A 13,281-nucleotide genomic window follows, 5' to 3' on the forward strand; every position below is an offset into this window, starting at 1 on the left:
CGCGTTTACCACGGGAGTCCGGTGAAGCGCCGGGCTGAGAGGAGGGCTCGCAAGCCCTCGACCGTCCACCTGATCCGGGTCATACCGGCGTAGGGAGAGGTTGCTGTGAGAAGGATTTGTGCTGTTTTCGCTGCTCTGGCGCTGACGGGCTGCTCGGCCGGCACGTCGACCGCGCCGCAGTCGCGCGAGGTCACGCTGGTGACCCACGACTCGTTCGCGGTGAAGCAGGAGGTCCTGGACGAGTTCCAGAAGTCCTCGGGCATCACCGTGAAGCAGCTCGCGAGCGGGGACGCGGGCGAGCTGACGAACAAGCTGGTGCTCACCAAGGCGAACCCGATCGGCGACGTCGCGTTCGGCGTCGACTCGACGTTCGCATCGCGTGCCCTCAGCGAGGGCGTGTTCGCCGAGTACGCCTCTCCGGAGGCCTCGAAGGGCGCCCAGCGGTACCAGGCCGACGACTCGAACCGGCTCCAGGCCGTCGACGTCGGTGACGTGTGCCTGAACATCGACCCGGCCAAGCTCACGGCCGGCGAGCCGAAGTCGTACGAGGACCTGGTCGACCCGAAGTTCAAGGACCAGCTGGTCGTCGAGAACCCGGCGACGTCCTCGCCCGGCCTCGCGTTCCTGCTCGGCACGATCGCGAAGTTCGGCGAGAACGGCTGGCAGGAGTACTGGACCAAGCTCAAGGCCAACGGCGTCAAGGTCGTGAGCGGCTGGGAAGAGGCCTACAACCAGGAGTTCTCGGCCACCAAGGGCACCCGGCCGATCGTGGTGTCGTACGCGTCGTCGCCGTCGGCGGAGGGCGGCAGGACCAAGGCCGTCCTCGACACCTGCTACCGCCAGGTCGAGTACGCGGGCGTGCTGTCGGGCGCCAAGAACACCGAGGACGCCAAGAAGGTCCTCGACTTCCTGCTGGGCGAGAAGTTCCAGGCCCAGGTGGCCGAGCAGATGTACGTGTACCCGTCGCGCGAGGGCGTCGCGCTGCCCGAGTCGTGGGCCAAGGACGCGCCGCTTCCCGCCTCTCCGCAGTCGTTGCCCGCGGACGAGGTGAAGGACAACCGCGAGGCGTGGGTCGAGCAGTGGCGCAAGCTGGTGCAGGGCTGAGCGGACGCGGTGACAGGCCGGCCACCGGCGGGGAGCGGCCGGGTGGCGCTCCCGCGGGCGGTGGTCGTCCGGCGACGCGAGTCCGCCGCGGCCTGATCTCCGCTCGTGCCGGGTGGTCGGCGGCGGCGCTGCTGCCGCTGGCCTTCCTCGCGCTCTTCTTCGCCTGGCCGGTCCTCGCGATCGTCGACCTGGGCCTGCGCGAGGGCGGTGTGCTCGCCGCGGTCCTCGAAGCCGACACCTGGGAGCTCGTCGCCTTCACCCTCGGCCAGGCCGCGGCCTCCACGCTCGTGGCGGTCCTCGCCGGCATGCCGCTCGCGTTCGTGCTGGCACGCTGCGAGATCCGCGGCCTCGGGCTGGTCCGCGCGGCCGTGATGGTGCCGTTCGTGCTGCCGACCGTGGTGGTGGGCCTGGCTTTCCGGACGTTCTGGCCCGACGGCGGCGTGCTGCCGATCGTGCTGGCCAACGCGTTCTTCAACGTCGCCGTGGTCGCGCGGACCGTCGGTGGGCTGTGGGCGCACACGGACCGGCGCGCCGAGGACGCGGCGCGGGCGCTGGGTGCGTCCCGGCCACGGGCGTTCCTGTCGGTGGTGCTGCCCGCGCTGGCGCCGGCGATCGGGTCGGCCGCCGCGGTCGTGTTCCTGTTCTGCGCCACGAGTTTCGGCGTCGTGCTGGTGCTCGGCGGGTCGCGGTACCGGACGCTCGAGACCGAGATCTACCTGCGGACGGTCGAGCTGTTCGACCTGTCCGGGGCGGCCGCGTTGTCGTTGCTGCAGTTCGCCGCCGTGCTGGCGGTGCTGGTGCTGGGGGCTCTGGCCCGGCGTCGGCGCGAGACCGCGCTGGCCTTGCGCGGCCGGGAGGAGCTGGCCCGGAAGCCGTCCGGTGGCGAGTGGTACGTGGTGGCCGCCGCGTTCGCCGTCGTCGTGGCGTTGCTGACGCCCGTGGTCGGGCTCGTGGCGCGCTCTCTGTCCACTCGGGACGGTTGGAGCCTCGCCGGGTACGTGGCGCTGAACACCCGGGGCGACCGCGGAACGCTGGCCGTCACGGGGATCGACGCGGCGGTGAACTCGCTGCGGACGGCCTTCGACGCGACCCTCGTGGCGCTGGTGGTCGGGGTGTTCTCGGCCGTGGTGCTGGTCGGCCTGCGCAGGTCGGGGGCCCGGTTCGCCGAGGTGCTCGACACGGCGTTGATGCTGCCGCTCGGGGTGTCCGCGGTGACGGTCGGCTTCGGCTACCTGATCACGATGGACGCGCTGCCCGGCGACTTCCGGACGTCGCCGATGCTGGTGCCGCTGGCCCAGGCACTCGTGGTGACGCCGTTGATCGTGCGGATGGTGCTGCCGGTGCTGCGGGCCGTCGACGAACGGCTGCGGCAGGCGGCGGCCACCCTGGGCGCCTCGCCGGCGCGGGTCTGGCGTGAAGTGGACCTGCCTCTGGTGGGACGGTCCCTGGTCGCCGCGGCCGGGTTCGGGTACGTGGTGGCGCTGGGCGAGTTCGGGGCGACGAGTTTCCTCGCGCGGCCGGACGCGCCGACGTTGCCGGTGGTGATCGCGCGGCTGATGTCGCGGCCGGGGGAGTTGAACAGCCAGATGGCCTACGCGGCGTGCGCGCTGCTGATGGTCGTGACGGTCGGGTGCGTGCTGCTGATCGAGCGGTTGCGCGTGCCGGGCAGCGGGGAGTTCTGATGGCACTGCAACTGGACTCGATCACCGTCCGCTATGGACGGACGGCCGCGGTGTCGGACGTGTCGCTGGAGGTGGCCGACGGCGAGGTCGTGGCGTTGCTCGGGCCCTCCGGGTGCGGGAAGTCGACGTTGCTGCGCACGGTCGCCGGGCTGGAGAAGCCCTCCGCCGGTGCGGTGCGGTGGGACTCCGCCGACCTGGCCGGCGTCCCGGTGCACCGGCGCGAATTCGGGCTCGTGTTCCAGGACGGCCAGCTGTTCCCGCACCGCACGGTCGCCGGCAACGTGGCGTTCGGCCTGCGGATGAAGAAGACCGAGCGCGAGGCACGGGACAAGCGCGTGCTGTCGCTGCTGGAACTCGTCGGGCTCGAAGGCTATGCCGACCGCCGGGTCACGCAGCTGTCCGGCGGTGAGCAGCAACGGGTCGCGCTCGCACGTGCTCTGGCGCCCTCGCCCCGGTTGCTGTTGCTGGACGAACCGCTGTCGGCGCTGGACAGGGCGTTGCGCGAACAGCTCGCGGTCGACCTGGCCCGGCTGCTGCGCGAGGCCGCGACGACGGCCCTGGTCGTCACGCACGACCACGACGAGGCGTTCACCCTGGCCGACCGCGTGGCGATCATGTCGCGCGGCCGGATCGTCCAAGTCGGCCCGCCCGCCGAGGTGTGGTCGTCCCCCGTGGACGTGGAGACGGCGAAGTTCTTGGGCTGCACCAAGTTCGTGCCCGGCTCGTTCGTCGGGCTCGACGTGGAACGCGTTGGGTTGCGGGCCACGGCGCTGCGGGTCGACCCCGACGGCCTGCTGGAGGGCACCGTCGTCGAACGGGTCCACCGGCGCGACCACGTGCGGCTGCTCGTGGACATCGGCGGCGAGGAGTACGAGGCCGTCGGGCCGGTGTCCGTCGGCGACCGCGTGCGGCTCGCAATTGACTTGGACGGCGTCGCGCGCGTCGGGTAGGCATGGAGCCCTATGGGACTTCTCGAGGGACGCGTCGCGCTGGTCACGGGTGTGAGCCGGCGGCAGGGAATCGGCTACGCGATCGCCTCGCGGTTGCGCGGGCTGGGCGCCGAACTGTTCGTGCAGCACCACGTCGCACACGACGCCTCACAGCCGTGGGGCGCCGACGACGTGGACGAGGTGCTGGCGGACCTCGGCGCTTCAGGGCTCGGCGTCGACCTGGCCCGGCCCGAGGCGCCGGAGGAGCTGCTGGCCGCGGCCGTCGAAGCGTTCGGACGGGTCGACGTGCTGGTGTGCAACCACGCGCGGTCCGGCGGCGACGGCTCGTTGGCCGAGGTGGACGCGGCGATGCTCGACGAGCACTACGCGGTGAACACGCGGTCGTCGATCCTGCTCGCGCAAGCGTTTGCCAAGCGGTGGACCGGGAAAGACGGCGGGCGTGTCGTGTTCCTGACGTCGGGGCAGAACCTCGGCCCGATGCCCGGCGAGGTGGCCTACGCGGCCTCGAAGGGGGCGCTGGCGGCGATCGTCGCGACGCTGTCGCACGAGCTCGCGGACCGGGGCGTCACCGTCAACGCCGTGAACCCCGGCCCGACCGACACGGGGTGGGCCGGGCCGGAGCTCACGGAACTGGTGAACGAGCGGATGCCGCTGAAGCGCTGGGGCCGGCCGGACGACGCCGCCCGGCTGATCTCCTGGCTGTGCACCGGCGACGCCGCGTGGATCACCGGTCAGGTGATCAACAGCGAAGGGGGCTTCCGGCGGTGATCAGTCACGCGCCGGACGGGTACGAGTGCCCGTTCTGCTTCCTGCTCGCCGGTGGGGAGACCGAGGTCGACAGCCAGGACGACGTGGTGCTGCGCACGGGGCGGGCGACGGCGTTCGTCGCGTCCGGCTGGTGGGCGAACAACCGGGGCCACGTCATCGTGATCCCCGACGCCCACCACGAGAACATCTACGACCTGCCTGCCGAGTACGGGCACGCGGTGCACGACGCCGTCCGCGAGGTCGCCGTCGCCATGCGCGCCGCCTACGGCTGCCACGGCATCTCCACCCGTCAGCACAACGAGCCCGCCGGTGGCCAGGACGCGTGGCACTACCACGTCCACGTGATCCCCCGGTACGACGGCGACGACCTCCTCAGGTCGTCGCCGCTCCCGGGTTTCGCCACCGGCGAGCAACGCCGGACTTACGCTGACAGGCTCCGCGCCGCGCTCAGTTGTCCTTCGTGATGAGGCGCATCGCGGCCAGACCCGTCCCGATCAGCAGGTAGCAGCCCGCGAGCAGCGTGCTGTCCCAGATCTGGCCGAGCGGGATCGGGTCGCGCATCACGTCGATCAGGCCGGGGAAGCCGGTCGTGATCAGGAACGGGTGCAGCCAGTCGAGCGACGGGAACTGCGACAGCACCTGGAACACGATGATCGTCGTCATGGTCGCCGCCTGCACCACCAGCGGGTGCTCGGTGGTCGCCGAGACGGCGAGGGCGACCGCGCCGATCGACACCATCTGGAACGTCACCAGGACGATGAACAGCGCGATGCGCAGCAGGCCTTCGCCCGTGCCCAGCGTGGTGCCGGACAACGTCATCATGCCGTCGGAGCCGAGGAACGCGGTGCCGGCGATGATGCCGACGACGGCCATCAGCGTGACGGCGAACAACGACATCGCGGTGAGGCCGAACAGCTTCACGAACAGCAGCCGCACGCGGGACACCGGTGCGACCAGCAGGCCGCGCAGCGTGCCGTGCTGCGCCTCGCCCGCCAGGCCGTCCGCCGCCCAGATCGACGCCACCAACGGCAGCAACAGGTTGAGCGACAGGAACAACGTGAAGATCGGCACGACCAGGCCGTTGCCCTGGATGATCGCGGCGAGTCCCGGGCCGCCGCCACCGCTCTCGTCGTCGCCCGCGGTCCAGATGCCGAAGCTGATGATGATCGGCACCAGCACCAGGCCGAACAGGCCGATGATCGTGCGAGGCCTGCGCAGCATCCAGCGCACCTCGGAACCGAACTGACGCGTGATCATCGCCGTCCCCCGTCCAGGGTGTCCACGGCGGACATCCCGCGCTCGGCCTCCTCGGCCTCGGTGAGCCGCGCGAACAGCTCCTCCAGGCCCGTCTTCCAGCGCGTCGCCTCGAAGACGCGGGCGCCTCCCTGCACGAGCGTCTCGATCACCTGCGGCGCGCTCGTCCCCGCGAGCTCGACGCGCAGGCCGTCACCGAGCGGGCGCGCGGAGATCTTGGCCTGCCTGAGCGCGCTCAGCGCCTTCTCGACGTCCGGCGTGATCACCTGCAGCGCGGATCCCCCCGCCTGCAGGAGTTCGGTCAGCTCTCCTTGCGCCACCACGGTTCCGCGGTGCAGCACGGCGACGTGCGTGCACGTCGCCTCGACCTCGCTCAGCAGGTGGCTGGACACCAGCACCGTGCTGCCGGCCGCGTGCAGGTCCGCGATGATCTTGCGGATCTCCCGCGTGCCGGCCGGGTCGAGGCCGTTCGTCGGCTCGTCGAGCACGACGAGCTTGCGCGGCACGAGCAACGCCGCGGCCAGGCCGAGGCGTTGCTTCATGCCGAGCGAGTACCCCCGGTACCTGCGGTGGGCCGCCTGGGCGAGCCCGACGCGTTCGATGGCGTCCTCCACTGCCTGCTTGATCTCCTTGCGGGGCAGCAAGGGCTCGAACGCGGCACACCTGACGAGGTTCTCCCGTCCACTGAGGAACGGGTGGAACCCCGGACCCTCGACCAGCGCGCCCACGTGGGGCAGCGCCTGCTCGGCTCCCTCCGGCAGCGGCCGTCCGAGCAGTTCGATCTCCCCCTGCGTGGGGCGGACCAGCCCGAGCAGCATCCGGATCGTGGTCGTCTTGCCGGACCCGTTGGGGCCCAGCATGCCGAGCACGGCTCCTTCCGGCAGCTCGAGGTCGACGCGGTCGACGGCGACCGTGCTCCCGTACTCCTTGCGCAGTCCCTTGGTCCGCGCGGCGACAGCGGTCTTCGAAGGCGCTGTCACCGGCGCGCTGGTCGAGGTGGTCACTTCACCTGTCCGATCGTGTCGAACAGCACCTGCTCCGGAACGGCGCCCGCGACCACGCGGCCGTCGTCGGAGATCAGGATCGTGGCGACCTTGGTGGTGAACAGCTGGCCGCTGCCCCAGGTGCCGCTGACCTTCTTCGTGAACTTGTCGACCAGACCCTGTGCCTCGGCCGGGACCTGCGTCATGGCCTGGGCGGGAATCCTCGCGCCGACGACCGTGTCCCAGCCCGTGCCGAAGATCTGCGGGTCCTCACCCTGCAGGGCCTGCTCGAGACCCAGCTCGGGCTTGCGGTCCGCCCGCTGCTCCTTGGCCTCCGGCGTGGTCACCTTGGCGTTGGCGGGCGGCGTGAACTCGAACAGCTTCGAGTCCTGCGGGCCGACGTTGATCTCGCTGAAGCCGACCGTGCCCGCGGGCTCGCTCGTGCCGTTGGTCAGGACGGCGACGCGCAGCGGCATCTTGAGCTCGGAGTCGACGGCGACCCGCACCTCGCGGATCAGCGTCTTCTCGCTGGCCTTCGGGGTCAGCACGAGCTCGTAGGCGGCACGGTTCGCGACGCGCGCCGTCCCGTCCACGCTGATCTCGCTGAACTCCTTGGTCAGGCCGACGATCTGCTTGGCGGCCTCGGCCGGGTCGACCGACTTGGCCTTCTCGTCGGCGGGCTTCGGCTCGTCTGCCTTGTGCTCGGACTTCGTGACCTCGTTGTCCGCGGAGTTCCACGCCCACGTGGTCGTGCCGTCGTTGACGATGGTCTGCTCGGACTGGCCGTTCGGCAGGGCGGCGCGGAACTTGCCGTTGCCGTCGGTCCAGATCCGGGCACTGTGCTTGCCGTCGGCGAGCTGCGGGATCTCGGCGATCGACGGGAGGCCGAGCTTGTTGTCGACCTCCACGGTTCCGCCGAACGCGCCGGGCTTGCTCGTCAGGACCTGCTCGACGAGCGCCTCCGGGGAGACGTCCGGAAGGGTGGGCGGCTGGCCCGCACCCGCCGGCATCGCGAGCAGGCTCAGGCCTGCCGCTCCGGTGATCACACCGGCCGCCGCGGCGGCCAGGGTCACCTTTCGCTTGTTCATCAGTGGTTCCCCTCCTCCAAGGGCTTGTACCCATAGCTTGGTGGTGGGTTGCTGAGATGGTGCTGAGACTACTCCGACCTGCGGGTTCCCGCCTGTGGCCTGCTTTTTTCTGAGAGTCGGCTGAGATCTTGCGGGCAGCTGGGAGCCTCGGGCGGCATGCTGTGCGGTGTGAAGCCTCGAGTGCTGGTCGTGGACGACGAAGCCGGCGTGCGCCGGGCGTTGGAGCGTGGCCTGTCGGCCGAGGGCATGGAGGTCGTCACGGCCTCCGACGGGCCCACGGCGTTGCGGGTCGCGCTGACCGGGGCGTTCGACGTGGTGCTGCTCGACATCATGCTGCCCGGCCTGTCCGGGTACCGCGTGCTGCAGCGCATGCGGGCCGACGGGGTGCGCACGCCCGTGCTGATGGTGTCGGCCAAGGACGGCGAGGTCGACCAGGCGGACGGGCTCGACCTCGGCGCCGACGGGTACCTCGTCAAGCCGTTCAGCTTCGTGGTGCTGGTCGCGCAGGTCAGGGCGTTGCTGCGGCGCGGGGGAGGCGCCCGTCGCAAGCTGACGCTGGGGCACCTGGTGATCGACCGCGGGCTGCGCGAGGTCAGCTGGGGCGGGCAGGACGTGTCGTTGTCGCCGCGCGAGTACGCGGTGCTCGACGTGCTGGCGTCGCGCGCGGGATCCGTGGTGACGAAGGACGAGCTGCTGCGGACGGTCTGGGGGGACGAGCAGGCGGCCACCCGCAACGCCGTCGAGGTCTACGTCGGATACCTGCGGCGCAAGCTGGAGGCCGTCGGGGCGGGTGAGGTCGTGCGGACGATCCGCGGCCACGGTTACATCGCGTCCACCCCCGATCTCGACAGCGCGCTGGGCAACAGGTGAACCCTCGCCGCTGGTGGTTGCGGCGCACGCTGCGCTTCCGCATCACCGTGGTCGCCACCGGGGTGGCGTTGCTGTGCCTGCTGGCCTTCACCGGGCTCGCGCCCGCGTTGATCGGGCTGATCCAGATCACCGCGGTGGACCAGGAGCTCGCCAAGTCGGAACCGCGCCTGCTGGACGTGGCCGGGTCCCCAGTGGACGGTGGGCCGCCGCTTCCCCTGACGGCGCAGGACGTCCGGGCGCTGAGGTCCGGCGAACCGGTGCTGCGGCTGGAGGGGGAGTCCGCGCTGCGGTTCCGCGGGCGCGTGGTGTTCGCGGGCGACGGGACGCCCCGGCTGGAGGTCTACGCGAGCACGTTGCTCGGGTATGGCAAGGCGAACACGCTGGGCACGCGCTGGCTGGCCGTCGCGGCGGTGCTGGTGGCCGGGTTCGTGGGAATCGCGACCTGGCTCTCGGTGCGGTCGTCGTTGCGGCCCGTCGAACGGATGCGCGTCGCGGCGGGCGAGCTGCCGCACGGCGAACGGCTGCCGGTGCCGCTCGCGCGGGACGAGCTGCAGGCGTTGGCCGAGGCGTTGAACGCGCTGCTGGCCAGGCGGGACGAGGCCTCCGACCGGCTGCGGAGGTTCACCGGCGACGCGGCGCACGAGCTCCGCTCGCCGGTCGCGTCGGTGCGGGCGCAGGCCGAGGTCGCGGTGGCGCACCCGGACCCCGACTTCTCCATCGAGGTGCTGGAGTCGGTGGTCGAGGAGTCGATCCGGCTCAGCGCGCTGGTGGAGTCGCTGCTGATCCTGGCGCGCGCCGACACCGGGGCACCGCCGCGCGCCGAGGCGGTGGACCTGGTGCTGGAGGCGGAGGCGGCGATCTCGCGGCTCGACACGGAGTTGCTGGTGCGGCTGAACGCGCCCCCGTCGGCGTGCCTGGTGTCGGCCACGCGCTCCGAGGTCGAGCTGGTGCTGGACAACCTGCTGCGCAACGCCGCCCGGTACGCGTACTCGACGATCACCCTGACGCTGGTGCCGGTGGGCCGGGACGTGCGGCTGCTCGTGGACGACGACGGGCACGGGATCCCCGCCGAGCACCGGACGAAGGTGTTCGACCGGTTCTACCGGGTGGAGGAGGACCGCGGGCGCCGCTCCGGCGGGTTCGGGCTGGGTCTCGCGCTGGTGGCGCACCTCGTGCAGCGCCGGGGCGGGTCGGTGCGGGCCGCGGAGTCGCCCGCCGGTGGTGCGCGTTTGGAGATCCGCTGGCCGTCCTGGTAGCAAGCTCCGGTGCCAGAGTTGCGAGCGTCGGCGCTGGTCGACGCGCCTGTTTCGGTGGTGGCGGGTGCCCTGGTGGACACGTCGCTGATCACGGGCCTCGGTGTCCGGGCCTCCGGTCCGCTGCTGTGCCTGGGAGATGCCCTGGCCGGGCCGTTCGGGGTCCGGCTGACGGTGACGCGCGCCGATCTGTCCGGTGTGTCGGCCGCGGGTGACTTCCTGGAGCTGCACACGGATCTCGTCGTCACCGGCGCCGGGACGATGGTGGTCGACCGGGTCTCGTGGAAGTCCGTGCGCGGCGTCGTCGGGCGGTTCGCCGACGTGACGGTCGCGCGCGGGATCGCGTTGCGGGTGCTGGAGAAGCGTTCGGCGTTGCTGTCCCGCCGGTGCGCGGAACTGGCCGGGGCGCGGGTGGTGGTCGGCGCGGCGGTCGTCCGGGGTGGACGGTTGCTGGCGCAGCAGCGCTCCTTCCCGGAAAGCCACGCGGGGCGGTGGGAACTGCCCGGCGGACGGGTCGAGCCCGGCGAGAAGCCCGAGGACGCGCTGGTGCGCGAGTGCGTGGAGGAGCTGGGTGTCCCGGTCGTCGTCGGCCCGCAGGTCGGCCCCGACGTGCCGCTGAAGCGCGATCTGGTGTTGCGGATCTTCGCCGCGGAGCTCGCCGGCGGTGAGCCGGAAGCGTTGGAGCACAACGCTGTCCGGTGGCTCACCGCCGACGAGCTGCCCTCCCTGGACTGGCTGCCGGCCGACCGGGTGCTGGTCCCGGCCCTTCAGCAGCTCCTCACCTGAAGCTCCTCAACTGAGCCCGGACAGGCGCAGGGCCGCGTTCAGCCGGTGCTGGGCGCGCTCTCTGGCCCGGTCGGCACCGGCCGCGCGGATCCTGTCGAGCTCCGCGGGGTCGCCGAGGAGCTCCAGCGTCCGGTCGCGCACGGGCTTGAGCTCCTCGATCACCGCCTCCGCCACCACGTCCTTGAGCTCGGCGAACCGGCTCGTGTAGTCCTCGGGCTCCTTGCCGGTGCAGGAGGAGAGGATCTCGACGAGGTTCGCGATCCCGTCGGTCGACGACACGGCCCTGCGCACCTTGCGCCGCACGAGGTCCGGCTCGTCCAGCACGAACACGACCCCGGCCGAGTTCTGCGCCGACTTGTCCATCTTGCGCGCGGGGTCCGACAGGTCCTTGATGCGCGCCCCGACCTTGGGCACCACCGCGTTCGGCACGATGAACGCGTCCCCGTACGCGTGGTTGAACCGCCGCGCGAGCGCCCGCGCCAACTCGACGTGCTGCAACTGGTCCTCGCCCACCGGCACCTCCGCGGTGCCCTGCAACAGGATGTCCGCCGCCATCAGCACCGGATAGGTGAGCAGGCTCAGCCGCACCGACTCGCGCCCGAGCGACTTCTCCTTGAACTGGATCATCCGGGCCGCCTCCCCGTACGTGCAGGTGCACTCCAGGACCCAGTTGAGCGCCCCCAGCTCGCGGATGAGGTCGCTCTGCACGCACACGCTGGCCGGGTCGATGCCGGACGCGACGAGCACCGCGAGCTGCTCGCGCGTCATCGATCGCAGCCGTTGCGGGTTGTGCGACGACGTCATCGCGTGCAGGTCGCTGATGAAGTACACGTCCTCGTCGGTGCCCTCCTTCGCCCACGTGCGCAGCGCCCCCAGGTAGTTGCCGAGGTGCACCTGGCCGGACGGCGTGATGGCGGAAAGCCGGATCATGATCGGTCCTCTCGTGGGGACCGCCCGTCCGGAACGCATCAAAAAAGCCGCCCGTCGGGGCGGCCCGTGGTTCGCGTCAGTGGTGTCTGCGCGCTGCTACTCCGGCCGCCTGAAAGCGGCCTGCCAGAAGGCGTTGAGGATGCGCACGAGCACGAGTATAGGTCTACCGTCAACGCATGTTCATCGTGCTGCTGAAGTACGCCGCGCCACTGGAACAGATCGACTACGCCCTCCCCGACCACCGCGAGTGGGTCGAGAAGCAGTACGAGCGGGGCCTCTTCCTCGCTTCGGGGCGTCAGGTGCCGAGGACGGGCGGCGTGATCATCACGCGCCCCATGCCCCGGGGCAGGCTCGAGGCGCTGCTCGCCACCGACCCGTGGGCGGAGCAGAAGCTCGTGAAGTACGAGATCTGCGAGTTCGAGGCGACGCGGACGGCGCCCGAACTCTCCAAGCTGAACGAGGCCGTGCTGCCGGCCTAGGTTCGTTCGGCCAGCCACTCGATCGCCGCCGTCAGCGCGTCGCCGTCGACGACCGCCTGCGGGACGACCGGGGCGTTGCCGTACGCCCGTCCGGTCCGGTCGGCCATGACCGCGGTCGTGATCGCGAGCCGTGCGCCGTCGGGGAGCGGGAACGACCGGTTCGCCGTGGCGTAGCCGGCGGTCGGCGTGCCGAAGGTCCTCGTGTCCTCGGCGCCGAGGAACGAGATCAGCACCGCTTCGCCGGAGCTCGCCGTGCGGTGGTCGGTGAGCACCGCGACCGGTTCGGTGCGGGCCGCCGGGATCCGGCGCCATCGGAACGCCGTCCGGTGGCCGTTGTAGACGTGACCGCGTCTGATGCCCCAGCCCGTGGAGCCGTGCGGGCCGACGAACCTGCCCCGTTCGCCCTCGCCGAGCAGCGGGGCGACCACGGTGAGCATCGGGTGCATGTCGCCGCCGCCGTTGCCGCGCAGGTCCACCACCCAACCGGTCGGTCGTTCCGCGATCAGGTGTCTCAGTGCTCGAAGGCCTGCCGTGACGTAAGTGCTCCCGTGGCGGGAGTGCGTCGGGGGCAGGACCAACCATCCCGTTCCGTCGAGCAACCGACCGGTCGGCATGGGGTGCTGCCGTGGTGAGGCCGCTCGCTCGGCTGTGATCAGGTGGGTGTGCGGGTTGCCGAGGGTGGCGATCACGTGACGGATCGTGTCGTAGGTGTCTTCCAGAGTCACCGCGTGCGCCGTGGCGAGGTGAGCTTCGGCACGTAGTGCGGGCCAGTCGGCCCCGGCGCTCTCGATCGAGTGACGCTCGAGAAGCCCCAGCGCCACGTCGACGTAAGCACGCACCGAGGTAGGTCTCAAGCGGCCTTCTTCAGGGCCTTCTTGGCCGCCTTCTCCGCCTTCTTCGCGGCCTTCTTGCGGGCCTTGTCGCGTTCCTTGAGCAGGAACGGAACCGGGCAGCGCTTGCAGCGGGGCGTCGATCGGCAGCACTTCTTCTTGAGCTTTTTACCCACTGGTTGAACTCCACTCCGACACGTATCGCTAGAGTAGGTGAGGCTCACTTCACTGGCACTCTTGTGTGGTAATGGCGACGCAGCCGGTAGTATCAGCAACGGCCCTGCGCATCGAAGTGTCCGGCGCG

15 protein-coding genes and 1 riboswitch are annotated in these 13,281 nt (G+C 71.1%); of the genes, 9 read left to right on the plus strand and 6 right to left on the minus strand.

Translation table 11 applies throughout. The features are described 5' to 3' along the window. Positions 1 to 115, plus strand: a riboswitch (TPP riboswitch). From BMY74_RS04400 to BMY74_RS04420, 5 genes are all read left to right on the plus strand, one after another. After that, the gene (locus tag BMY74_RS04400) at positions 106 to 1,104 is read left to right on the plus strand and encodes a thiamine ABC transporter substrate-binding protein (RefSeq protein WP_089909624.1); all 999 of its coding nucleotides are present in this window, start codon (positions 106 to 108) and stop codon (positions 1,102 to 1,104) included. (Overlaps the previous riboswitch by 10 nt.) Positions 1,105 to 1,196: 92 nt before the next feature. Continuing rightward, the gene (locus BMY74_RS04405; protein WP_425434817.1) at positions 1,197 to 2,786 is read left to right on the plus strand and encodes an ABC transporter permease; all 1,590 of its coding nucleotides are present in this window, start codon (positions 1,197 to 1,199) and stop codon (positions 2,784 to 2,786) included. After that, the gene (locus BMY74_RS04410) at positions 2,786 to 3,736 is read left to right on the plus strand and encodes an ABC transporter ATP-binding protein (RefSeq protein ID WP_089909627.1); all 951 of its coding nucleotides are present in this window, start codon (positions 2,786 to 2,788) and stop codon (positions 3,734 to 3,736) included. The genes BMY74_RS04405 and BMY74_RS04410 overlap by 1 nt, the downstream gene beginning before the upstream one ends. Positions 3,737 to 3,748: 12 nt before the next feature. Continuing rightward, positions 3,749 to 4,504 (plus strand): SDR family oxidoreductase, encoded by a 756-nt coding sequence (locus BMY74_RS04415; RefSeq protein WP_089909630.1) that lies wholly within the window; start codon positions 3,749 to 3,751, stop codon positions 4,502 to 4,504. Then, a complete protein-coding gene (locus BMY74_RS04420; RefSeq protein WP_089909631.1) occupies positions 4,501 to 4,968 on the plus strand; it encodes an HIT family protein in 468 nt (155 codons plus the stop codon). The genes BMY74_RS04415 and BMY74_RS04420 overlap by 4 nt, the downstream gene beginning before the upstream one ends. Here the strand turns inward: BMY74_RS04420 and BMY74_RS04425 are convergent. Genes BMY74_RS04425 through BMY74_RS04435 form a run of 3 tightly spaced genes read right to left on the minus strand, consistent with a single transcriptional unit; the run spans position 4,952 to position 7,829 of the window. Continuing rightward, positions 4,952 to 5,761, minus strand: coding sequence for an ABC transporter permease (locus BMY74_RS04425; protein WP_089909634.1), 810 nt, complete (start codon positions 5,759 to 5,761; stop codon positions 4,952 to 4,954). The two genes, BMY74_RS04420 and BMY74_RS04425, sit on opposite strands and share 17 nt — an antisense overlap. Further along, positions 5,758 to 6,762 carry an ABC transporter ATP-binding protein gene (locus tag BMY74_RS04430; protein WP_089909638.1) on the minus strand — a complete coding sequence of 335 codons (1,005 nt, stop codon included), beginning with the start codon at positions 6,760 to 6,762 and terminating at the stop codon, positions 5,758 to 5,760. The genes BMY74_RS04425 and BMY74_RS04430 overlap by 4 nt, the downstream gene beginning before the upstream one ends. Further along, complete coding sequence (locus BMY74_RS04435) at positions 6,759 to 7,829, minus strand: LolA family protein (RefSeq protein WP_089909641.1); 1,071 nt, start codon at positions 7,827 to 7,829, stop codon at positions 6,759 to 6,761. Before BMY74_RS04435 ends, BMY74_RS04430 begins: the two co-directional genes overlap by 4 nt. A 156-nt stretch (positions 7,830 to 7,985) precedes the next feature. Between BMY74_RS04435 and BMY74_RS04440 the strand changes: the two genes are divergently transcribed. From BMY74_RS04440 to BMY74_RS04450, 3 genes are read left to right on the plus strand one after another with little or no spacing between them, the layout of a single operon-like run. Continuing rightward, positions 7,986 to 8,699: a response regulator transcription factor gene (locus tag BMY74_RS04440; protein ID WP_177229558.1), complete on the plus strand. Its 714-nt coding sequence runs from the start codon at positions 7,986 to 7,988 to the stop codon at positions 8,697 to 8,699. Then, positions 8,696 to 9,955 (plus strand): sensor histidine kinase, encoded by a 1,260-nt coding sequence (locus BMY74_RS04445; RefSeq protein ID WP_089909647.1) that lies wholly within the window; start codon positions 8,696 to 8,698, stop codon positions 9,953 to 9,955. Before BMY74_RS04440 ends, BMY74_RS04445 begins: the two co-directional genes overlap by 4 nt. Before the next feature lie 9 nt (positions 9,956 to 9,964). Beyond that, positions 9,965 to 10,738: a (deoxy)nucleoside triphosphate pyrophosphohydrolase gene (locus BMY74_RS04450; protein WP_245785879.1), complete on the plus strand. Its 774-nt coding sequence runs from the start codon at positions 9,965 to 9,967 to the stop codon at positions 10,736 to 10,738. A gap of 6 nt (positions 10,739 to 10,744) precedes the next feature. On the opposite strand, the gene trpS is transcribed toward BMY74_RS04450, so the two are convergent. Further along, positions 10,745 to 11,668 (minus strand): tryptophan--tRNA ligase, encoded by a 924-nt coding sequence (trpS, locus tag BMY74_RS04455; protein ID WP_089909650.1) that lies wholly within the window; start codon positions 11,666 to 11,668, stop codon positions 10,745 to 10,747. Between the two features lie 176 nt (positions 11,669 to 11,844). On the opposite strand from trpS, the gene BMY74_RS04460 reads away from it, so the two are divergent. After that, positions 11,845 to 12,147: a YciI family protein gene (locus BMY74_RS04460; protein WP_089909653.1), complete on the plus strand. Its 303-nt coding sequence runs from the start codon at positions 11,845 to 11,847 to the stop codon at positions 12,145 to 12,147. On the opposite strand, the gene BMY74_RS04465 is transcribed toward BMY74_RS04460, so the two are convergent. Together BMY74_RS04465 and BMY74_RS44800 are read right to left on the minus strand one after the other, a co-directional pair. After that, positions 12,144 to 13,001 (minus strand): S41 family peptidase, encoded by an 858-nt coding sequence (locus BMY74_RS04465; RefSeq protein ID WP_143091440.1) that lies wholly within the window; start codon positions 12,999 to 13,001, stop codon positions 12,144 to 12,146. The genes BMY74_RS04460 and BMY74_RS04465 overlap by 4 nt on opposite strands. Continuing rightward, entirely contained in the window at positions 12,998 to 13,153 is a 156-nt protein-coding gene (locus tag BMY74_RS44800) for a hypothetical protein (protein ID WP_177229559.1), read from the minus strand. Before BMY74_RS44800 ends, BMY74_RS04465 begins: the two co-directional genes overlap by 4 nt. Positions 13,154 to 13,281: the final 128 nt, after the last annotated feature.

It is taken from the genome of Lentzea albida, from assembly GCF_900111005.1.
Taxonomy (GTDB): Bacteria; Actinomycetota; Actinomycetes; order Mycobacteriales; family Pseudonocardiaceae; genus Lentzea; species Lentzea albida.

Bases quoted from the DNA above. Each gene is read 5' to 3' on its own strand.
- BMY74_RS04410 (WP_089909627.1), top strand. From the start codon at position 2,786: ATGGCACTGCAACTGGACTCGATCACCGTCCGCTATGGACGGACGGCC.
- BMY74_RS04415 (WP_089909630.1), top strand. From the start codon at position 3,749: ATGGGACTTCTCGAGGGACGCGTCGCGCTGGTCACGGGTGTGAGCCGG.
- BMY74_RS04425 (WP_089909634.1), bottom strand. From the start codon at position 5,761: ATGATCACGCGTCAGTTCGGTTCCGAGGTGCGCTGGATGCTGCGCAGG.
- BMY74_RS04435 (WP_089909641.1), bottom strand. From the start codon at position 7,829: ATGAACAAGCGAAAGGTGACCCTGGCCGCCGCGGCGGCCGGTGTGATC.
- BMY74_RS04440 (WP_177229558.1), top strand. From the start codon at position 7,986: ATGCTGTGCGGTGTGAAGCCTCGAGTGCTGGTCGTGGACGACGAAGCC.
- trpS (WP_089909650.1), bottom strand. From the start codon at position 11,668: ATGATCCGGCTTTCCGCCATCACGCCGTCCGGCCAGGTGCACCTCGGC.
- BMY74_RS04460 (WP_089909653.1), top strand. From the start codon at position 11,845: ATGTTCATCGTGCTGCTGAAGTACGCCGCGCCACTGGAACAGATCGAC.